At 64.2% G+C, this 18,829-nt stretch carries 18 protein-coding genes, 1 tRNA gene and 1 pseudogene; 8 read left to right on the top strand and 12 right to left on the bottom strand.

The genetic code is table 11. The features are described 5' to 3' along the window. The first annotated feature begins 198 nt into the window (after window positions 1-198). The 4 genes from lptB (at window position 199) to ptsN (ending at window position 4,399) form a co-directional block, all read left to right on the top strand. Window positions 199-1,215: an LPS export ABC transporter ATP-binding protein gene (gene lptB / locus ACRQ5Q_RS00505; protein WP_439372418.1), complete on the top strand. Its 1,017-nt coding sequence runs from the start codon at window positions 199-201 to the stop codon at window positions 1,213-1,215. 90 nt (window positions 1,216-1,305) lie between these two features. Beyond that, on the top strand, window positions 1,306-2,925 hold the full coding sequence (rpoN, locus tag ACRQ5Q_RS00500; RefSeq protein ID WP_439395522.1) for an RNA polymerase factor sigma-54: 1,620 nt from the start codon (window positions 1,306-1,308) through the stop codon (window positions 2,923-2,925). Between the two features lie 169 nt (window positions 2,926-3,094). Then, window positions 3,095-3,718 carry a ribosome hibernation-promoting factor, HPF/YfiA family gene (hpf, locus tag ACRQ5Q_RS00495; protein ID WP_439372420.1) on the top strand — a complete coding sequence of 208 codons (624 nt, stop codon included), beginning with the start codon at window positions 3,095-3,097 and terminating at the stop codon, window positions 3,716-3,718. 219 nt (window positions 3,719-3,937) lie between these two features. After that, window positions 3,938-4,399: a PTS IIA-like nitrogen regulatory protein PtsN gene (gene ptsN / locus ACRQ5Q_RS00490; RefSeq protein ID WP_439372421.1), complete on the top strand. Its 462-nt coding sequence runs from the start codon at window positions 3,938-3,940 to the stop codon at window positions 4,397-4,399. A gap of 880 nt (window positions 4,400-5,279) precedes the next feature. On the opposite strand, the gene ACRQ5Q_RS00485 is transcribed toward ptsN, so the two are convergent. Then, on the bottom strand, window positions 5,280-5,918 hold the full coding sequence (locus tag ACRQ5Q_RS00485) for a TetR/AcrR family transcriptional regulator (protein ID WP_439372422.1): 639 nt from the start codon (window positions 5,916-5,918) through the stop codon (window positions 5,280-5,282). A gap of 277 nt (window positions 5,919-6,195) precedes the next feature. Between ACRQ5Q_RS00485 and ACRQ5Q_RS00480 the strand changes: the two genes are divergently transcribed. Genes ACRQ5Q_RS00480 through ACRQ5Q_RS00470 form a run of 3 tightly spaced genes read left to right on the top strand, consistent with a single transcriptional unit; the run spans window position 6,196 to window position 9,762 of the window. Beyond that, a complete protein-coding gene (locus tag ACRQ5Q_RS00480) occupies window positions 6,196-6,999 on the top strand; it encodes an SDR family NAD(P)-dependent oxidoreductase (protein WP_439395520.1) in 804 nt (267 codons plus the stop codon). Window positions 7,000-7,036: 37 nt separating this feature from the next. Further along, complete coding sequence (locus ACRQ5Q_RS00475) at window positions 7,037-8,167, top strand: DUF5938 domain-containing protein (protein WP_439372424.1); 1,131 nt, start codon at window positions 7,037-7,039, stop codon at window positions 8,165-8,167. A gap of 56 nt (window positions 8,168-8,223) precedes the next feature. Beyond that, entirely contained in the window at window positions 8,224-9,762 is a 1,539-nt protein-coding gene (locus ACRQ5Q_RS00470; RefSeq protein ID WP_439395519.1) for an AMP-binding protein, read from the top strand. Window positions 9,763-9,869: 107 nt separating this feature from the next. Here the strand turns inward: ACRQ5Q_RS00470 and ACRQ5Q_RS00465 are convergent, their stop codons facing one another. From ACRQ5Q_RS00465 to ACRQ5Q_RS00430, 8 genes are all read right to left on the bottom strand, one after another. Then, entirely contained in the window at window positions 9,870-10,142 is a 273-nt protein-coding gene (locus ACRQ5Q_RS00465) for a DUF1150 family protein (RefSeq protein WP_035704148.1), read from the bottom strand. A 50-nt stretch (window positions 10,143-10,192) separates the two neighbouring features. Further along, window positions 10,193-10,618 (bottom strand): Hsp20 family protein, encoded by a 426-nt coding sequence (locus ACRQ5Q_RS00460; protein WP_407115843.1) that lies wholly within the window; start codon window positions 10,616-10,618, stop codon window positions 10,193-10,195. A gap of 295 nt (window positions 10,619-10,913) precedes the next feature. Next, entirely contained in the window at window positions 10,914-11,999 is a 1,086-nt protein-coding gene (locus tag ACRQ5Q_RS00455; RefSeq protein ID WP_439395517.1) for a sn-glycerol-3-phosphate import ATP-binding protein UgpC, read from the bottom strand. A gap of 13 nt (window positions 12,000-12,012) precedes the next feature. Further along, on the bottom strand, window positions 12,013-12,861 hold the full coding sequence (gene ugpE / locus ACRQ5Q_RS00450) for a sn-glycerol-3-phosphate ABC transporter permease UgpE (RefSeq protein ID WP_439372427.1): 849 nt from the start codon (window positions 12,859-12,861) through the stop codon (window positions 12,013-12,015). Continuing rightward, on the bottom strand, window positions 12,861-13,742 hold the full coding sequence (gene ugpA, locus ACRQ5Q_RS00445; RefSeq protein ID WP_439395515.1) for a sn-glycerol-3-phosphate ABC transporter permease UgpA: 882 nt from the start codon (window positions 13,740-13,742) through the stop codon (window positions 12,861-12,863). The genes ugpE and ugpA overlap by 1 nt, the downstream gene beginning before the upstream one ends. Window positions 13,743-13,790: 48 nt before the next feature. Further along, window positions 13,791-15,110 carry a sn-glycerol-3-phosphate ABC transporter substrate-binding protein UgpB gene (ugpB, locus tag ACRQ5Q_RS00440; RefSeq protein WP_439372428.1) on the bottom strand — a complete coding sequence of 440 codons (1,320 nt, stop codon included), beginning with the start codon at window positions 15,108-15,110 and terminating at the stop codon, window positions 13,791-13,793. A gap of 386 nt (window positions 15,111-15,496) precedes the next feature. After that, entirely contained in the window at window positions 15,497-16,699 is a 1,203-nt protein-coding gene (locus ACRQ5Q_RS00435; protein ID WP_439372429.1) for a CaiB/BaiF CoA transferase family protein, read from the bottom strand. Between the two features lie 179 nt (window positions 16,700-16,878). After that, window positions 16,879-17,304 carry an organic hydroperoxide resistance protein gene (locus ACRQ5Q_RS00430; protein ID WP_439395514.1) on the bottom strand — a complete coding sequence of 142 codons (426 nt, stop codon included), beginning with the start codon at window positions 17,302-17,304 and terminating at the stop codon, window positions 16,879-16,881. Window positions 17,305-17,459: 155 nt separating this feature from the next. On the opposite strand from ACRQ5Q_RS00430, the gene ACRQ5Q_RS00425 reads away from it, so the two are divergent. Then, a complete protein-coding gene (locus ACRQ5Q_RS00425) occupies window positions 17,460-17,918 on the top strand; it encodes a MarR family winged helix-turn-helix transcriptional regulator (protein ID WP_439372430.1) in 459 nt (152 codons plus the stop codon). A gap of 17 nt (window positions 17,919-17,935) precedes the next feature. On the opposite strand, the pseudogene ACRQ5Q_RS00420 reads toward ACRQ5Q_RS00425, so the two are convergent. The 3 genes and pseudogenes from ACRQ5Q_RS00420 to ACRQ5Q_RS00410 all read right to left on the bottom strand — a co-directional run. Further along, window positions 17,936-18,100: pseudogene (locus tag ACRQ5Q_RS00420) on the bottom strand (GIY-YIG nuclease family protein); the annotation flags it as partial. Between the two features lie 101 nt (window positions 18,101-18,201). Further along, window positions 18,202-18,277: transfer RNA gene (locus ACRQ5Q_RS00415), tRNA-Ala, on the bottom strand. 96 nt (window positions 18,278-18,373) lie between these two features. Next, on the bottom strand, window positions 18,374-18,781 hold the full coding sequence (locus ACRQ5Q_RS00410; protein ID WP_439372431.1) for a TIGR02300 family protein: 408 nt from the start codon (window positions 18,779-18,781) through the stop codon (window positions 18,374-18,376). Window positions 18,782-18,829: the final 48 nt, after the last annotated feature.

Here is an 18,829-nt window from a genome sequence, read left to right as displayed (position 1 = left end):
TTCCGGATGCCCCCGATCCGAGGTTGAAGCTTGCCCGGCGAGACTGTATCTAGCGCGAAGGGCCTTCGAAACGGGGTCCGCCGCTTACCGGGCGTGTTTCATTGGGCATGGGACATCCCTTCACTCATGCTGCGTCGGCGAATCGATAAAGCCGGGGCGGCAGATCGCGCGAATGCCGCGAATAGTTAGAAGGCGGGGATGGTCGATCTCTTCAGCATGTTCCGTCGGCGCCCCGCCAAGCGCGGCCGGCCAGGATTCGCACGGCAGGACATCACCGCCCTCGGTGACAGCGTCGGCGGGCTGGTGCCGAGCCCGGTGCGGGACGTGCCGATCGCCCGCGACCAGCCGATGCACGCGCCCGACCAGTTCCAAGGAGACTATCAAGACGACTATCAGGTCGATTATCAGCCCGAGCCGCCGCGGGCGCAGCCGGTCCACCCGGTCAGGGTGGCCGCCAAGCCGAACGGCGGCGGGCCGGAGTTCCTGAAGCGGCCGGGCTTCCTGGCTGTGCATAGCGTGGAAAAGAGTTTTGGCAGCCGCCAGGTGGTGCGCGGCGTCAGCATCTATGTGCGCCGCGGCGAGGCGGTCGGCCTGCTCGGCCCGAACGGGGCCGGCAAGACCACCGTGTTCTACATGATCACCGGCCTGATCAAGGCCGATCGCGGCGCGATCGAGCTCGACGGCCACGACGTCACGAAGCTGCCGATGTATCAGCGCGCGCGGCTCGGCATCGGCTATCTGCCGCAGGAAGCCTCGATCTTCCGCGGCCTCACCGTCGAGCAGAACATCCGCGCCGTGCTCGAAGTGGTCGAGCCCTCGCGCAAGGAGCGCGAGCAGCAGCTCGACTCGCTGCTCGACGAATTCAACATCACGCGCCTGCGGAAATCACCGTCGATCGCGCTGTCAGGCGGCGAGCGCCGCCGCGTCGAGATCGCGCGCGCGCTGGCGACGCGTCCGAACTACATGCTGCTCGACGAGCCCTTCGCCGGGATCGATCCGATCGCGGTCGGCGACATCCAGGATCTCGTCCGCCATCTCACCAATCGCGGGATCGGCGTGCTCATCACCGACCACAACGTGCGCGAGACGCTAGGCCTCACCGATCGTGCCTATATCGTCTATGCCGGGGAAATCCTGACCGAGGGTAGCCCGGATGAGATCGTCGCCGATCCGGACGTGCGCCGCCTTTACCTTGGCGAGGAATTCCGCCTCTAGCCCTTTTTTCCAATTCGTCAAGACGTGTACATCAGGCTGAGACTAGGATAAGCAAAAATCGGACCAACTTGTGGGATCGGTTCTTGCTTCATGGCGCTTACGCAGAGATTAGAGTTCCGGCAATCGCAGTCGCTGGTCATGACGCCGCAGCTGATGCAGGCGATCAAGCTGCTGCAATTGTCCAATCTCGATCTCACGACCTTCGTGGAAGAGGAACTCGAGCGTAACCCCCTGCTGGAACGGGCCAGTGACGAGGCTCCCACCGAGGCCCCCGCCGAGACCGGCCAGTTCAGCGACGGCGACGACTTCGGCGGCAGCAGCGGCGACGAGCCGGGCGGTGGTTCGGGCGAGGCCTTCGAGCCGGGCCAGGAAGAATGGATGAGCAAGGATCTCGGCACCCGCGCCGAGATCGAGCAGACCCTGGACACGGGCCTGGACAACGTCTTCTCCGAGGAGCCGGCCGAGGCTGCGGCGCGCAACGCCCAGGACGCGGCACCGACCACCTATACCGAATGGGGCGGCGGCGCCTCGGGTGACGAAGACTACAATCTCGAAGCCTTTGTCGCGGCCGAGACAACGCTCGCGGACCATCTCGCCGAGCAGCTTTCGGTCGCCTTCACCGCACCCGCGCAGCGCATGATCGGCCAGTACCTGATCGACCTCGTCGACGAGGCCGGCTATCTGCCGCCCGATCTAGGTCAGGCCGCCGAACGTCTTGGCGCGCCGCAGCAGGAGGTGGACGACGTCCTCGCCGTGCTGCAAAAATTCGACCCGCCTGGGGTCTGTGCGCGGTCATTGAGCGAGTGCCTGGCGATCCAGCTCCGCGAGCTCGACCGCTACGATCCGGCGATGCAGGCCCTGGTCGAGCACCTCGACCTTCTCGCCAAGCGCGACATCGCGAGCTTGCGCAAGCTCTGCGGCGTCGACGACGAGGACATCGCCGACATGATCGGCGAGATCCGCCGCCTCAATCCCAAGCCCGGCATGAAGTTCGGCTCGGCCCGACTCCAGACCATGGTGCCCGATGTCTATGTCCGCCCGGGTCCGGACGGCGGCTGGCATGTCGAACTCAACAGCGACACCTTGCCGCGCGTGCTGGTCAACCAGACCTACTATTCCGAGCTGTCGAAGAAGATCGGAAAGGACGGCGACAAGTCCTACTTCACCGATGCACTGCAGAACGCCACCTGGCTCGTGCGCGCGCTCGACCAGCGCGCCCGCACCATCCTGAAAGTTGCAACCGAGATCGTGCGCCAGCAGGACGGCTTCTTCACCCACGGCGTAGCGCATTTGCGGCCGCTGAACCTGAAGGCCGTCGCCGACGCCATCCAGATGCATGAATCCACGGTGTCGCGCGTCACCGCCAACAAGTACATGGCGACAAATCGCGGCACATTCGAATTGAAATATTTCTTCACGGCCTCGATCGCCTCGGCCGACGGTGGCGAGGCGCATTCGGCCGAAGCCGTGCGCCACCACATCAAGCAGCTGATCGATTCGGAGGAGCCCTCCGCGATCCTGTCGGACGACACCATCGTGGAACGGTTGCGGGCCTCGGGCATTGATATTGCCCGCCGCACGGTCGCGAAGTACCGCGAAGCCATGCGCATTCCTTCCTCGGTGCAACGCCGCCGCGACAAGCAGAGCACTCTTGGTAACGTCCTCTCCTCCGCACTGTCCGATCGCTCCCGCAACACCGAGCCGGCCTGATTGCGCTCGCGCCAAATCGCGCTACTCTCAATCCCCCATCGAGACCGGTCCAAGCATGCGCATGATCCGGAAAAGGGCCCAGCGGGTTTCCGAGCGGACCATGCGCAGGGAACAACCCCAGCCGCGATGACGCGTCATCGCAGCTCGGCGTAACCAAGCGAGGCATCACATGACCCTTCGAATTTCGGGAAAGAGTGTCAGCGTCGGCGAGGCCCTGCGCGGCCGCGTTACCGACCGGACCGAAGAGGTCCTGCGCAAATATTTCGACGGCAATTATTCCGGCCACATCACGCTCTCCAAGGATGGCTTCGGCTTCCGCACCGACTGCGCGTTGCATCTGGATTCGGGCATCACGCTGGAGGCCGATTCGAACGCGCCCGACGCCTATGCCAGCGCCGACCAGGCGCTCCTGATGATCGAGAAGCGCCTCAAGCGCTACAAGAGCCGGCTCAAGGATCGCTCGGCCCGCAAGGCCCATGTCGCCAGTGCCGCGCTGGCCGCGCTCGACGCCACGAGCTACGTGCTGGAGGCGCCGGGCGAAGGTGAGGACGAGGACGAGATCACCGGCTACAGCCCCGTGATCATCGCCGAGGCCACCACCTCGCTGAAGCAGCTGTCGGTCAGCGAAGCCGTCATGGAACTCGACCTCAGCGGGGCACCCTGCCTGGTATTCCAGCACGGCTCGAGCGGCCGGGTGAACATCATTTACCGCCGCGCCGACGGCAATGTGGGCTGGATCGACCCGCCCGGGGCCAAGGCCGACGGGAAGGCCGACGGCAAGGTGGAGGGTTAGACCGACAATCGGACCCCGTATCATCCGCAGCCCTTAACAATGACCGGGGCAAAGCCGCACGCAGCAGTTGGCACCGGGATTGCGTTGGAGTAGAAGCGCCCCACATCAGGATCGGGGCTAAGTCCCCCTCCTGCTTCACGTTATTGACGCCGGCTCAGCTTGGTCTATCAAGCTGGCTAATTCGGAACCTGACGGTCTAATTCACCTCGGAAAGCTTCCATGCCGATTACCGATCTGGTCGCACCCGAGGCGATTCTCCCGGCATTGAAGGTCAACAACAAGAAGCAGGCCCTGCAGGAGCTTGCGGCCAAGGCCGCCGAGCTCACCGGGCAGAACGAACGCTCGGTGTTCGAGGTGCTGCTGCAGCGTGAGAAGCTCGGCACCACCGCGGTCGGCTATGGCGTCGCCATCCCCCACGGCAAGCTGCCCAAGCTGGAGAAGATCTTCGGCCTGTTCGCGCGCCTCGATCGCCCGATCGATTTCGAGTCCATGGACGGCCAGCCGGTCGATCTGGTCTTCCTGCTGCTCGCCCCCGAAGGCGCGGGCGCCGATCACCTCAAGGCGCTCGCCCGCATCGCCCGCCTGCTCCGCGACCAGGACATCGCCAAGAAGCTCCGCGCCTCGCGCGATGCCCAGGCGATCTATTCAGTGCTGGCACTGCCGCCGGCGACGGCGGCCTAGATTCTGATAGGGTTGGTTTGATCGCAAGCTGTGCGGGAGGCCCGCGCCTTCCGCCGCGAGTTCCGATCTGATCCGAAGTCCTGCTCCACGACTTGGCGGCGAGCTTCGCAAGAGGATACTCCCTTGCTGACATTCCTCGTATTCGCCGGGACGATCGGGTGGTTGGCAGCGAACCGAAGCGCTGCGTCGCATTCGGGACCCGAGAGTTGGGCGCGCCGTGACCTCACACTCCGTCATTGCGAGCGCAGCGAAGCAATCCAGTCTCCCTTCCCGGAAAGTTTCTGGATTGCTTCGTCGCAAGTGCTCCTCGCAATGACGATGCGGAGACACCCTCGCTCAAAACAGTGCACGCGGGACGGCTTACAGCTCGTTGCTTCATGCATTCGCGACCGCTGGTCAGCGCGATCGGCGTGCCGGCGGCGTCGCGGAGCGCTTTGAGGCTTGGCTCGAGTTTCGGCGTTTTGGGAAACAGGCACGGCGCGTCCTCGTTCGTTCGAACCCGAACCGCGCGATCTGCGACTAACTTCGAGCGCGCGCTCGCCGACTACAACGAGGCGCTTCGACTCGATTCCAAAAGTTAGGATGCCCTCGCCAATCGCGGCCTTCTCTACATGCTGATGTCCGACAGCAACCATGCCCGCGCCGATTTCAACAGCGTGCTCGCGCTGCCGCCGAACGACAAATGGGCCGTGGATACCGCGCGCGAAGGGCTCGGCTTTGTGAAATGATGCGCGAGAGAGGCGCCACGCTGCCGCCGCGCTCCGTGATTGCGAGGAGCCCTTGCGACGAAGCAATCCAGTCTCCCTTCCCGGAAGTTTCTGGATTGCTTCGCTGCGCTCGCAATGACGGCGCGGACGCTTCGCGGGCGCTGCCCCGCGCGTCAGCAGACCGTCGGCAGCAGGCGCCGGACTTCGTCGAGCAGTTCGGGAATCGCCCTCTTGTCACCCGCGAGGTGTCTGAGCAGCGCGCTCTGGAACAGGCCGTCGAACAGCGCATAGAGCGCCGCCGGTGACGACGCCGGCCGCTTGCCGCCCAGTTCGGCATAGCGCGAGCCGATGCGCCAGATCATCGCCTCCAGGCTCTTGTCGATCTCGAGCACGTCCTTGCGGAACGCCGCCTCGAACATCGCCTGCGAGCGCAAATCGTACCAAAGCCGGTGCATGCGGGCTTCGTTCTGCAGCGTTGCTGCGAGCTTGGCGAGGAAGCCCTCCGTCAATTCGTCGCGGCTCGTTGCCGTTGCGACGACCTCGTCATATCGCGTCACGCACTTCGCCTTGTAGTGGCGCACGCAGCAGCAGATCAGGTCGAGCTTGTCGCTGAAATAATAGTGGAACACGCCGTGCGTGAACGCCGAGTTCTGCGCGATCTCCCGCAGGCTGGTGCGGGCGAAGCCGAGCTCTCCGAGGGTTTCGAGCGCGGCCTCCGCAAGCTCGATGCGCCGTGCGTTGAACTTCTCGTCGCGCAGCACCTCGGCCGCATCTGCCACACGCCGGGCCGCCCCTGTCACCTGCCGCGCCATCTCGTTCTTTCCTCAGTCCCGTATTGCAAGCACCTATACCGCGTCGACCGCGGAATAGCTCCGCCTCCTCACAACCACTTCCCTAGACAACTGTCAAATTCGATCTTGACAAATGTCAAGTTTCTGGCGGAGGCTCGCGTCAATAATTTTGACAGTCGTCAAGACGTCCGACCATGGAGGAACGCTTCGCTGGGCGCCCGAAAGGCCTGCGCTCATCGACCTGGTGCGCGCCTGGTGGCGCAGCACGAATCAATCACCAGCAACGGAGGAGTGCGTCATGAGTGGGAAGAGCCTTGCAGGCAGGAAAGCCCTCGTCACCGGGGGTGCCCGGGGAATCGGCGCGGGCATTGCACAGGCGTTGGCGCGTGCCGGCGCCTCGATCATGATCGCCGACATTCTGGAGGACGCCGGCCGCGCCAGTGCAGCGGGAATCGCGAAGGAAGATGTCGCGACGGGCTTCGTCCAGCTCGACGTCACCGACGACGCGCAATGGGAGCGGGCGGTGGCCAAGACCGTCGCCACCCTCGGCGGCTACGACATCCTCATCAACAATGCCGGCATCGAGATCACCTCGCTGGTCAGCGAGATCAGAGCCGAGGACGCGCGGCGGATGTGCGACGTCAACATCGTCGGCACCGTGCTCGGCATGAAGCACGCCTTCCGCGCGATGCGGCCGGGCGGAGCGGCGGGAAAGGGCGGCGCGGTCGTCAACATCGCCTCCGTCGCGGCGACGATCGCCTTCCCGAGCATCGCGGTCTATTCCGGCACAAAATCCGCGGTCGATCGCATGACCAGGGTCGCTGCGATGGAGGCCGGCAAGCTCGGTTATGGCGTGCGCGTCAACTGCATCTATCCGGGCCTGATCCCGACCGACATGGGTATGCAGCTGGCCAACGACATCGTGAAGATCGGTCTCGCGCCCGACGTCAACGCCGCCGTCGGCTCGGTGGTGGAGCAAACGCCTCTCGGCAAGCTCGCCGAGGTCGGCGACATCGCCGACGCCGCGGTGTTCCTGTGCTCGAACGAGGCGCGCTTCATCACCGGCATCGGACTGCCGGTCGATGGCGGCATGGGCATGTAAGCTGCAAACCTGACAACGAACATTTCGGAGGAACGCAATGAGCGCGAAGAAGCCCGTTATCGTCTATGGCGCGTCCGGCTACACCGGCCGGCTGGTCTGCGAGTATTTACGTGAGTACAACATCCCCTTCATCGCCGCCGGCCGCAGTGCCGAGAAACTCAATGCCGCGATGAAGGCGAACGTGGCCGGCATCGAGACCGCCGACTACGAGGTGGTGGAAGTGCCACACACCGTGAGCGCACTGTCGGAGTTGTTCAACGGCGCCTCGGTGGTGCTCAACACCGTGGGCCCCTTCGCCAGGTTCGGCGGCGAGGTGGTGCAGGCGTGTTGGGCTTCCCGATGCCACTACACCGACACGACAGGCGAGCAGGACTGGCTGATCACGCTCGAGCAGGAGTGGGGCACGAAGTTCGCCAATGCCGGCCTGCTGCTCGCGCCCGGCATCGCACAGATGTACACCACCGGCGAGATCGCCGCGCAGCTGTGCCTGGAGACGCCCGGTCTCGATACGCTCGATATCGCCGTGTTCTGGGGCGGCAGCCCGACCATCGCCTCGACGCAGACCATCCTGGTCAATGCCGCGATGGCCAAGGCCTACTATCTGGAGCAGAACAAATATGTCGAGCATCTGCCCGATGCCGGCCTCTACAACCTCGCCATCCCCGGCCAGCATGAGTTGGCGCTGGCGCTGCCCTGGGGCGGGACCTCGCATCCGGTGTGGTTCAAGCGCGATCCGCGCGTGGCCAACGTCAAGGTGCTGGGCGGCGTGTTCAATCGCGCCCTGATGCTGGGCGTGCCGCAGATCGTCGCTGCCGCGCTGGAGGCGACCAAGGACATGAACCCCGACGACCGCTACGCCGCGCTGGCCCAGACCGCCGCCGGCGTCATGAACACCATGCCGCCGCGCGAGAACCCGCGTGTCAACAAGTCGCTGGATTCGGTGCATGCTTCCGGCCCGTTGGGGCGCGCGCACTGCGTCATCAACGGCAACAGCAATTACAAGCAGACCGGCTTGCTGCAGGCCTATGCCGCGGCGCACCTGCTGCAGCAGCCGCCGAAGCGCGTGGGCTTCGCCTCCGGCTGCCAAGCCTTCGGCCATCGCGAGCTGCTCGGGCAATTGCGCAGCTTCGGGCTGGTCAGCAAGCCTGTTCTGACCGTACACGATTAACTAAATCGCGGGTGGCGCGGCTTGTCGCGTCACCCGCTGCCACTTCGGGGGCGACCATGCGCTTAATCGATTACCTGGACAAAGGTGCCTCGCTCGGCCCCGATGCGCCGTGCCTCACCATGGATGGACGCGACCTCAGCTATCGCGAGGTGCAGCAGCTCAGCTATCGCGTCGCGCGCGGGCTCGACCGATCGGGCATCGCGCCCGGCGAGAAGGTCGCGATCCTCTCCGGCAACGATCCGCTCGCCTTTGCCTGCGTGTTCGGCCTTTCCCGCGCGGGGTTGGTTTGGTGCCCGATCAATCCGCGCAACGAGGCGGCCGAAAACCGGATCATCCTCGACCAATTCGACTGCAGCCTGCTGCTGTTTCATTCAAGCTTTGCGCCGATGGTCGAGGCGGTGCGTGCAGAGCTGCCGAAGCTGCGCGCCCTCGTCTGCCTCGATGCCGAGTTACCCTTCGCACCCTCGTTCGACAGCTGGCTCGCCGGCCTCGCCGACGACCCCTATCAACGGGAGACGGTCGACGATCTCGCCATGATTCCCGGCACCGGCGGCACCACCGGCAAGCCGAAGGGGGTCATGCTGTCGGGCCGCAACATCGAGGCCATGACGGCACTGACGCTGATGGGCTATCCGTTCAATGGCCGCCCGGTCTATCTCGCGCTCGCACCGTTGACCCACGCGGCCGGCGTGCTGTGTTTCCCGATCATGGCGCTCGGTGGCCGCATCGTGATCATGCATCACCCCGACATCGCCGAATTCCTCGACCTGATCGCGCGCTACCATGTAACGCACACCTTCCTGCCGCCGACCGTGATCTACATGCTGCTCGATCATCCCAAGCTCGACTCCGCCACCCTCGAATCGCTGCAATGCTTCTGGTACGGCGCGGCGCCGATCTCGGCCACACGGCTTGCGGAGGCGCTCCGGCGTATCGGGCCGATGGCGCAGTTGTTCGGTCAGACCGAAGCGCCGATGATGATCTCGATGATGGCCCCAGAGGAGCATTACAATGCCGACGGCACGATCGCGATGGAGCGCCTTGCTTCGGCCGGGCGGATCAGTCCGCTGGTGCAGGCCGGCATCATGGATGGTGACGGCAATCTGCTGCCGACAGGCGCACGCGGCGAGATCGTGGTCCGCGGCTCGCTGGTGATGGAGGGCTATTACAAAAATCCCGAGGCCACGGCGGAGGCCTCCGCGCATGGCTGGCACCACACCGGCGACATCGGCTACATCGACGGCGACGGCTACCTCTATATCGTCGATCGTGCCAAGGACATGATCATCACCGGCGGGTTCAACGTCTACTCGATCGAGGTCGAGAACGCGCTGCGGGCGCACGAGGCGGTGCAGGATTGCGCCGTGATCGGGCTGCCCGATCCGAAGTGGGGCGAACGGATCGTGGCCGTGGTGCAGCCCCGCGCCGGCCAGCGCGTCGATGCGACGGCGCTGGCGGCTTTCGTCAAGCAGAGGATCGGCAGCGTCAAGACACCGAAGCAGATCGAAGTCTGGGGCGATCTGCCCCGCTCCAAGGTCGGCAAAGTGCTGAAGCCGGATATCCGTGCGCGGCTGGCGGGTCGCTCGGGTGGTTAAGTTGTCTGCGCAAGACCAAGCACTGACGGTTCTCACGTGAAAACGGGCATGCCTTCCTGCGAAGGCATGCCCGCTTAAAACTTACCGATGCGGCGTGCGACGCGCGCTCAGTGCACGCTGACGGCTTGCAGCTCGTTGCTCCAGGCGTTGGCGATCGCGGCTTCGCGGCTGTCGGTCAGCATGATCGGCGTGCCGTCGGCGGCGTGGAGCGCGAAGAGCTTGAGGCCCGGCGCAATCTTGGGCGCCTCGGGGAACAGGTCCGGTACGTCCTCGGAACGGATCTGCTTCACATAGGCGATATGGCCTTCGCCCAGGGTTGCCAGCGTCTCCGGAGAGACGTTCTTGGCTTCGTATTCGAACGCAACGTGACCTTCACTCATGGTCTCGACTCCTCTGACGAACTAAGCGGTCGAGTCCGCTACTCGTTCCATTATTCGTGCTCATTGATAGCGATTGTCTTAACGATCCTCTCCGGTTCAGGCCGGGCGAGGTCGATCGACAACAACCCGTTCTTCAGATCCGCACCCAGCACCAGCATCCCCTCCGCCAGCACGAAGGTGCGCTGGAAGTGGCGCGCGGCGATGCCGCGATGGATGTATTGCCGGGTCTTGTCGTCCTGCTGCCGCCCGCGGATCACGAGCTGGTTTTCCTCAATGGTTACATCGAGTTGGTCGCGGGTGAAGCCGGCGACCGCCAGCGTGATGCGTAAGCGCTCGGGTTGGCCGTCCGCACGGTCACACCTCTCGATATTGTAGGGAGGGTAGCCGTCGGCGCCCTTGACGACGCGGTCGAGCACGCGCTCGATCTCGTCGAAGCCCAGCAGGAACGGACTGGATAACGTGGGAACACGAGACATAGTTTACAAAGTCCTCTCGAAGCGACTTTGGTGTTTCGGGGCCCATCAAGGCACCCCTTGGTCAGCAATATGGGCATATCCGCTTGTGGGTTCAAGGACGTAGCCGGGGGGCTGTGGATGGGCCGCTTCGCCGCCCACGGCTCTGCCATCGCACAAAATGCTTACAATTCGTCGTGACCCGAGAAGCGCCGGCAGGACGAATCCGCGGGGCGATTTATCCCAATGAAAACAGACCCCCTGCTACTGTGCATGGGGTTGTTTTCGCGCTTCTTGATGGAGCAGGCGCCGGAACCCGTCAGGCCTCGATCCGAGTCCGCCCGTCGCCGCTGAACAAATGCAGCTTCGCCCGTACCGCCGCGACGCGGATCTTCTGGCCGATGGCGGGCGCGTCGGTTCCGGGGATGCGAACGATGACCTCGCCGGGCGGCAGCTCGCCAGGGGTGGCGGCGACGCGCTGGTCTTCCTGCTCGCGGGAGCCGTAGACGAAGGTCTCGGCGCCGACGCGCTCGATGGCCTCCACGGTCAGCGGCAATGCGACACCGCCGGCAGGCGTCTGGTCGGTGATGACGAAATCCTCGGGGCGGATGCCGACGATGCCGGCCTCGTCAGCGGCGCCGTCCAGCTGCGACTTGATCTCGTCGGGGCGCGTCGACATCAGATTCATCGGCGGCGCGCCGATGAAGGAGGCCACGAAAGTGGTCGCCGGCTTCTCGTAGATTGCCAGGGGATTGCCGACCTGCTCGACCTGGCCGCCGTTCATCACAACCAGAATGTCGGCGAGGGTCATCGCCTCGAGCTGGTCGTGAGTGACGTAGATCGACGTCGTGTTCAGGCGGCGCTGCAATTTGCGGATCTCGACCCGCATCGCGATGCGCAGCTTGGCGTCGAGATTCGACAGCGGCTCGTCGAACAAAAACACCTTCGGCTGGCGCACGATGGCGCGGCCCATGGCGACGCGCTGGCGCTGGCCGCCGGAGAGCTGGCGCGGCTTGCGCTCCAGCATGGCGGAGAGCTCGAGCACGCGCGCGGCTTCCTCGACGCGGGTCTTGATCTCGGCTTCGGCCATGCCGCGGTTGCGCAGGCCGTAGGCCATGTTGTTGTAGACGCTCATATGCGGATAGAGCGCGTAGTTCTGGAACACCATCGCGATGTCGCGGTCGGCCGGCTCGATCTGGTTGACGACGCGGCCGCCGATGTCGATCTCGCCGCCGGTGACGGTCTCGAGGCCAGCGACCATGCGCAGCAGCGTGGACTTGCCGCAGCCGCTTGGTCCGACCAGCACGCAGAACTGCCCGTCGGCGACATCGACGTCGACGCCTTTGATTGCCTCGAAGCCGCCGGTGTAGGTCTTGCGGACGTTGCGCAGGGTGACGTTGGCCATGAAAACTCGCTTGTTACTTTTCCGTCTCGACCAGGCCGCGCACGAACAGCTTCTGCATGGCGAGGACGACGAACACCGGCGGCAGCATGGCCAGCACGGCGGTCGCCATCACGATCGGCCATTCGGTCAGCGCGTCGGTGGTGGTGATCATCTTGCGGATGCCGACCTGGATGGTCTGCATGTCGTCGCGGGTGGTGATGAGCAGCGGCCAGAGATATTGATTCCAGCCGAGGATGAACAGGATCACGAATAGCGCCGCCATGTTGGTGCGCGACAGCGGCAGCAGCGTATCCCAGAAGAAGCGCAAGGGGCCGGCGCCGTCGATGCGCGAGGCCTCGAGCAGCTCGTCAGGCACGGTCATGAAGAACTGGCGGAACAGCAGCGTCGCCGTGGCCGAGGCGATCAGCGGCAGCGCCAGGCCCGCATAGCTGTCGAGCATGTGCAGGTCGGCGACGATCTTGTAGGTCGGGTAGATGCGGACCTCGACCGGCAGCATCAACGTGATGAAGATGATCCAGAAGATCGACATCCGGAAAGGAAAGCGGAAATACACGATCGCGTAGGCCGAGATGATCGAGATCGCGATCTTGCCGATCGCGATCGCCAGCGCCATCACCAGCGAGTTCAGCATCATGTTGCCGACGGGCTCGCGGGTCGCGCCGCTCGTGCCGACGAAGATGGTCTGGTAGTAGACCTCGAAGAAGTGGCCGCCCGGCAGCAGCGACATCTGGCCGTTCGCGATCAGGGCGTTGTCCTGGGTCGAGGCGACGATCGCGATGTAGACCGGGAATGCGACGATCGCGATTCCGATCCAGAGGATGAAATGGGCGACGTAGCGCCTGATGCCCTCGTCCTCGACCATCAGTACGTCACCTTGCGTTCGACGAAGCGGAACTGGATGCCGGTGAGCACGATGACCATGATCATCAGGATCACCGATTGCGCCGCGGAGCTACCGAGATTGCCGCCGAGCAGGCCGTCCGAGTAGACCTTGTAGACCAGCGTCACCGTCGAGGTGCCGGGACCGCCGCGGGTCATGGTGTCGATGATGCCGAACGTGTCGAAGAAGGCGTAGACGATGTTGACGACCAGCAGGAAGAAGATGGTCGGCGACAGCAGCGGGAAGGTCACGGTCCAGAACCTGCGCATCGGCCGCGCGCCGTCGATCGCGGCGGCCTCGAACACGCTTTTCGGGATCGCCTGCAGGCCGGCGAGGAAGAACAGGAAGTTATACGAGATCTGCTTCCACGCGGCGGCGAGGATGATGAGACCCGCGGCCTGATTGCCGTCCAGCAGCGGATTCCAGTCGACACCGGCGGCGCGCAGGTAGCGCGAGATCACGCCGAGCGAGGGATGCAGCATGAAGATCCAGAGCACGCCGACCACGGGCGGTGCTACCGCATAGGGCCAGATCAGCAGCGTGCGGTAGAGCATCGAGCCGCGCAGCGGCTTGTCGGCCATCACGGCGAGCAGCAGTGCAAACGACAGCGACGAGATCGCGATGGCGAACGAGAAGAAGAAGGTGCGGACGACCGCCTCGAAATAAGCGGGCTCCCTCAACAGCTCGATGTAATTGTCGAACCAGACGAAGCTGGTCGAGAGGCCGAAGGCGTCCTGGAGCAGGAACGATTGAACCGCCGCCTGCAGGGCCGGCCAATAGAAGAAAATCAGGACGATCGCGAGCTGCGGCGCAACCAGCGCGTAGGGTAATAGCTTCGATTGGAAAATGGCTTGCTTTTGCATGATGCCCCGGAAGCGGCAGGCCGGGTGTTCGGCCTGCCGCCAGTCGCCTTACTTCGCGGCGGTCTTTTCGAACTGCCGCAGCATCGTGTTGCCGCGTTCGACCGCGGCGTCCAGCGCCTGCTTGGCAGTCTTCTTGCCGGCGAGTGCCTGCTCGATCTCCTCCGACCAGACGTCGCGGAGCTGCACCATGTTGCCGAGGCGCAAGCCCCGCGAATTGTCGGTCGGCTCCTTGTTGGTCAATTCGAGCAGCGGCGTTTCGAGATAAGGCTGATCCTTGTAGAAGCCTTCGGCCTTGGCCTTGTCGTAGGCGGCCTTCGTGATCGGCAGATAACCGGAGGCCTTGTGGATCCAGACCTGGCGGTCGGTGTCCGACAGGAACGTCAGGAACTTTGCCACGCCCTTGTATTCATCGGCCGGCTTGCCGCCCATGATCCAGAGCGAAGCGCCGCCGATGATCGAGTTCTGCGGCGCGCCCTGCACGTCGGGATAGTAGGGCATCGGGACGGCGGTGAAGGCGAACTTGGCCTGCGCCTTGATGTTTGCGAACAACGACGAGGAGCTCAAATAGATCGGACACTCGCCGGAAGTGAAGCGACCCTCGCCGGTGTTGGTGCGGCCGGCATAATCGTAGGTCTTGTCCTTCTGGAGCTCGACCAGGTTTTCGAGATGCTTGACCTGGAGTGGACCGTTGAACTGAAGCACGGTGTCGAAGCCGTCGAGGCCGTTGGCCTTGCTGGCGAGCGGCACGTTGTGCCAGGCCGAGAGCTGCTCGAGATTGACCCACGTGACCCACGAGCCGGAGAAGCCGCAGGTGGTGTAGCCGGCGGCCTTGAGCTTCTTCGCGTCGTCGAAGACTTCCGGCCAGGTCTTCGGCGGCTCGGCGATGCCGGCCTTCTTGAGCGCATCGAGATTGATCCACGTGACGGTGGACGATGAGTTGAAGGGGAACGAGAGCATCTCGCCCTTCGAGGTCGAGTAGTAGCCGGTGATCGCGGGCAGGTAGGCCTTCGGATCGAACTTCTCGCCGGTCTCGGCCATCAGCTTGTAGACCGGCTTCACGGCGCCGGTCGCGGCCATCATGGTTGCGGTGCCGACTTCGAACACCTGCATGATGTGCGGGGCGTTGCCGGCGCGGAACGCGGCGATGCCGGCGTTCATCGTGTCGGGGTAGCTGCCCTTGTAGGTCGGGACCACCTTGTAGTCGGTCTGCGACGCGTTGAAGTCGTTGGCGAGCTTGACGATAACGTCGTTGTTGGCGCCGGTCATCGCATGCCACCACTGGATTTCGGTCACGGCCAGGGCCGGCGAGGCGCCGAGACCAACCGTGAGTGCAACAGCAGCAGCCGCGCCAAAATGTCGAAGAGCCATCAAGAAAACCTCCCTTGCCCGTCACTCAAGAAGCGCTTGCGCTAGCAGCGCCATATGACGTTCACATGACTGTGTAAGCGGCCGAAACGAAAGCGGCAAGCGCGGGAAAAGGGAAGCCGTCAAATAGGCGAATGCGGCGCTGCCAGCCGCAGCCGTTCGCGCCGCACATGCGTGCGCGCGCCGCAGTGCGGCATTGGATGATGCGAGGCAAACGATCGGCTCCGGACTTCCTTAACCTCTCCCGCTTGCGGGAGAGGTCGCGCCGAAGGCGCGGGTGAGGCTTTCTCCTCTAGGGATTGTCCCGCTGCGGCGACCCCCTCTCCCCGACCCTCTCCCGCAAGCGGGAAGGGAGCGCACCTGCGCTGTCGCTCGATCTGTGTCTTGGCTCAGCGCTTGCGCTCGGGGCCGCAGACGGTGCCCTTTGCGACCATCGCGTCGATCTCGGATTTGGAGTAGCCGAACTCGCCCAGCACCTCGGCTGCGTGCTGGCTGAACTTCGGCGGCACGCGGCGCAGGCTCGGCTTGCTGCGATCGAGGCGGATCGGGGAGGCCACGCCCTTGTACCAGTCCTTCTCGATAATATCGCCACGGTAGATCGTGTGCGGGTTCGTCAACGCCTGGTCGATCTTCTGCACGGGACCTGCGGGCAGGCCCGCCGCGAGCAGGCGATTGCACAGCGGCTCGGCCTCGTGCCGGCTGAACACCGCGGCGAGCTCGGCGCGAAGCGCCTCGCGATTGGCGATGCGGTCCTTGTTGCGGGCAAAGCGCGGATCGGTGCCGAGCTCGGGCTTGCCGATCTCCTTGGCGAGCTTGCGGAAGGTGCCGTCATTGCCGACCCCGATGAAGATGTTGTCGGTCTTGGTCGGGAAGATCGCGTAGGGCACGAGGTTCGGATGCTCGTTGCCGGTGAGCGAGGGCGGCTTGCCATGCATGAAATAGTTGGCGGTGTGCGGATGCATGATGGCAAGGCCGGTCTCGTATAGCGTCGTCTCCAGAAACTGGCCCTTGCCCGAACGCTGCCGCTCGGAAAGTGCCATCAGGATGCCGATCGCCGCATAGAGGCCGGTGGTGATGTCGACCAAGGGCACGCCGATCCGCATCGGCCCGCTCTCCGGCGAGCCGGTCGCCGCGATCATGCCGGTCATGGCCTGGATGATGGCATCATAGCCGGGATTGCCGCCGCGCGGCCCGTCGGCGCCGAAGCCGCAGATCCGGCAATGCACGAGGCGCGGGAATTTCTCGCTGAGCACATCGTTGCCGATGCCCCATTTCTCCAGCGTGCCCGGCTTGAAATTCTCGATCAGGACGTCGGCCGTCTCCAGCATCTTCAGCAGCACGACGCGGCCGCCTTCGGAAGCGAGGTCGAGGCCGATCGAGCGCTTGTTGCGGTTGATGCCGACGAAATAGGCCGCGTCCTCCTCGTGGAAGGGAGGGCCCCATTCGCGCACCTCGTCACCTGCCGGCGGCTCGACCTTGATGACGTCGGCGCCGTGGTCGGCGAGGATCTGGGTGCAGTAGGGACCGCCGAGCACGCGCGTGAGATCGATGACGCGCAGTCCACTCATTGCGCCCGTTGCTGCTTCGGTCATGCCTTCGCTTCCCCTGTGTCGATCATTGGATCACAGGCCTAGCGAGGTTTGTTTGCGCCAGCAATGGGCCCGCGCGTGGGGCCGTATGCGCCCCCGCGCGGCCATCCCGCGAGGTGGCAAATCAAGCGGAAGCGGCCGGCCCAAGGGGGGTCCCGGGCCAGCCAACTCCGCCGATCCGATCAGACGACCGTCAGGCGAACGTCGACATTGCCGCGCGTGGCATTGGAGTACGGGCACACCTGGTGCGCCTTGGCGACCAGCGCTTCGGCCTCCGCGCGGGCAAGGCCCGGCAGCGAGACGGCGAGGTCGATATCGAGGCCGAAGCCGCCCTCGGAGCGCGGGCCGATGCCGACGGTCGAGGTGACGGATGCATCAGCGGGAACCTTGGGGCCGCCCTGCGAGGATACGAACTTCATCGCGCCGATGAAGCAGGCGGCATAGCCGGCCGCGAACAGCTGCTCGGGATTGTTGCCGGCGCCGCCACCGCCACCGAGCTCCTTCGGGGTGGCGAGCTTGACGTCGAGCGCGCCGTCGAGGGTCGCAGCATGGCCGTCGCGGCCGCCGGTGGCCTTGGCGCTGGTCTTGTAGAGCACGTTCACGGACATTTTCGTCTCCTTGGGTGTTTCAGGGTCGGGGCGCGATCTTTATCGCCGGCAATTAGATTGCGCGCAATCTAAATCGGCATGCCTCACATTTAATTGTTCGCAATTGAATGTCTCGCCGGCCGGCCCCAGAATGGGAGAAACGCGTGAGATTCTCCATGGCCCGGAAACTATCGACCCTCGACCCGCAGCGGCTCGACAACCAGATCTGCTTCGCAGTCTATTCCGCCGCGCACGCCTTCAACCGCGTCTACAAGCCGCTGCTCGACCGGCTCGGCCTGACCTATCCGCAATATCTGGTGATGCTGGTGCTGTGGGAGCGCGACGACGTGCCGATCAAGGAGATCGGCGAAAAGCTGTTCCTGGATTCGGGCACATTGACCCCGCTGCTCAAGCGGCTCGAGGCCGCCCATCTCGTCAAGCGCACCCGCTCGCGCAAGGACGAACGCCAGGTCCTGATCGCATTGACGACGCAGGGCCATGCGCTGAAGGAGAAAGCGCGCACCGTGCCGCAGTCGATCCTGGCGGCGTCGGACTGCTCGGTGTCGGAACTGGTCGCGATGAAGGACGAGATCGTCGCGTTGCGGGATCGGCTGAATGCGGTGATCGGGGAGTAGGGGTCGGTCACGCGCGATCAAAAATGTTTCTTTGCGAATGCTCGCCCCGAACCAGATTTCAGATATCGCTCGAATGCAACAGCGCCTGCGGCGTCATCGAAAGCAAAATAGGTCCGAATTCGTCAAGGCCCATATTTCGACGTGTGAGGTACTTCGCCAGCACTATGCTTCGCCAGGCGGGCCGCCGTCGCCCTTCGGGCTATGGCGGGGCAGCCTTCGCTCACTTCGCTACAAGGGACTTCCCTGGACTTGCCCAGCCGTAGCTCGCGAAGCGAGCGAAGGCTGGTGGAGCCAGGCGGGATCGAACCGCCGACCTCTTGCATGCCATGCAAGCGCTCTCCCAGCTGAGCTATGGCCCCTTAGTCCTTAAATGGGACGATCCCGGAGGATCCCCCACAAACCGGCGAGCCTGGTGACTCGCGCGGTGCACCCTTTTTCACAGATCAGGACTGATCTCAAGTCTCTTCGTCACCTCCGACATCACCAATGATGTCGGTCACGTCCTCATCGCCCTCTTCTTCGTCGGCAATGAAGGTCGAATCATCGTCATCATCGTCGTCGAGGGTCTCGTCGACCTCGATATCGTCCTCCGATTCGGGCACGACGGCCTTGACCTTGCCGGTGTTCTCCTCGGCATCGGCCTCCTCGAGGGAGACCAACTCTTCGGCCTCCGCCGGCTCCGGCGCGGTGTCCTGGGCCATGCTGCGGGCTTCAGCGCCGCGGGGCGCACGCGCGGGAGCGATCGGGGCGATCGGCACCACCTCGCCGGTATAGGGCGAGATCACCGGATTCTTGTTGAGGTCATAGAATTTCTTGCCCGTGGTCGGGCAAATACGTTTGGTTCCGAGTTCGGACTTGGCCACGGCAGGAATCCTGGGAATGTCTGAAAAGCGGTGCTTCACTTGGCTAGT

The organism is Bradyrhizobium sp. PMVTL-01 (assembly GCF_051861855.1).
Classification (GTDB): Bacteria; Pseudomonadota; Alphaproteobacteria; order Rhizobiales; family Xanthobacteraceae; genus Bradyrhizobium.
The sequence above is the reverse complement of the archived record's forward strand: the minus strand, read 5'-3'. Positions and strand labels throughout refer to the sequence as shown.

What these genes read in the sequence shown, in the direction of transcription:
- ACRQ5Q_RS00465 (WP_035704148.1), bottom strand. Translation starts at nt 10,142, where the DNA reads ATGAGTGAAGGTCACGTTGCGTTCGAATACGAAGCCAAGAACGTCTCT.
- lptB (WP_439372418.1), top strand. Translation starts at nt 199, where the DNA reads ATGGTCGATCTCTTCAGCATGTTCCGTCGGCGCCCCGCCAAGCGCGGC.
- ugpE (WP_439372427.1), bottom strand. Translation starts at nt 12,861, where the DNA reads ATGGTCGAGGACGAGGGCATCAGGCGCTACGTCGCCCATTTCATCCTC.
- ugpA (WP_439395515.1), bottom strand. Translation starts at nt 13,742, where the DNA reads ATGCAAAAGCAAGCCATTTTCCAATCGAAGCTATTACCCTACGCGCTG.
- rpoN (WP_439395522.1), top strand. Translation starts at nt 1,306, where the DNA reads ATGGCGCTTACGCAGAGATTAGAGTTCCGGCAATCGCAGTCGCTGGTC.
- ptsN (WP_439372421.1), top strand. Translation starts at nt 3,938, where the DNA reads ATGCCGATTACCGATCTGGTCGCACCCGAGGCGATTCTCCCGGCATTG.
- ACRQ5Q_RS00460 (WP_407115843.1), bottom strand. Translation starts at nt 10,618, where the DNA reads ATGTCTCGTGTTCCCACGTTATCCAGTCCGTTCCTGCTGGGCTTCGAC.
- ACRQ5Q_RS00485 (WP_439372422.1), bottom strand. Translation starts at nt 5,918, where the DNA reads ATGGCGCGGCAGGTGACAGGGGCGGCCCGGCGTGTGGCAGATGCGGCC.
- ACRQ5Q_RS00470 (WP_439395519.1), top strand. Translation starts at nt 8,224, where the DNA reads ATGCGCTTAATCGATTACCTGGACAAAGGTGCCTCGCTCGGCCCCGAT.
- ACRQ5Q_RS00455 (WP_439395517.1), bottom strand. Translation starts at nt 11,999, where the DNA reads ATGGCCAACGTCACCCTGCGCAACGTCCGCAAGACCTACACCGGCGGC.
- ACRQ5Q_RS00475 (WP_439372424.1), top strand. Translation starts at nt 7,037, where the DNA reads ATGAGCGCGAAGAAGCCCGTTATCGTCTATGGCGCGTCCGGCTACACC.
- ACRQ5Q_RS00425 (WP_439372430.1), top strand. Translation starts at nt 17,460, where the DNA reads ATGGCCCGGAAACTATCGACCCTCGACCCGCAGCGGCTCGACAACCAG.
- ACRQ5Q_RS00430 (WP_439395514.1), bottom strand. Translation starts at nt 17,304, where the DNA reads ATGTCCGTGAACGTGCTCTACAAGACCAGCGCCAAGGCCACCGGCGGC.
- hpf (WP_439372420.1), top strand. Translation starts at nt 3,095, where the DNA reads ATGACCCTTCGAATTTCGGGAAAGAGTGTCAGCGTCGGCGAGGCCCTG.
- ACRQ5Q_RS00480 (WP_439395520.1), top strand. Translation starts at nt 6,196, where the DNA reads ATGAGTGGGAAGAGCCTTGCAGGCAGGAAAGCCCTCGTCACCGGGGGT.
- ugpB (WP_439372428.1), bottom strand. Translation starts at nt 15,110, where the DNA reads ATGGCTCTTCGACATTTTGGCGCGGCTGCTGCTGTTGCACTCACGGTT.
- ACRQ5Q_RS00435 (WP_439372429.1), bottom strand. Translation starts at nt 16,699, where the DNA reads ATGACCGAAGCAGCAACGGGCGCAATGAGTGGACTGCGCGTCATCGAT.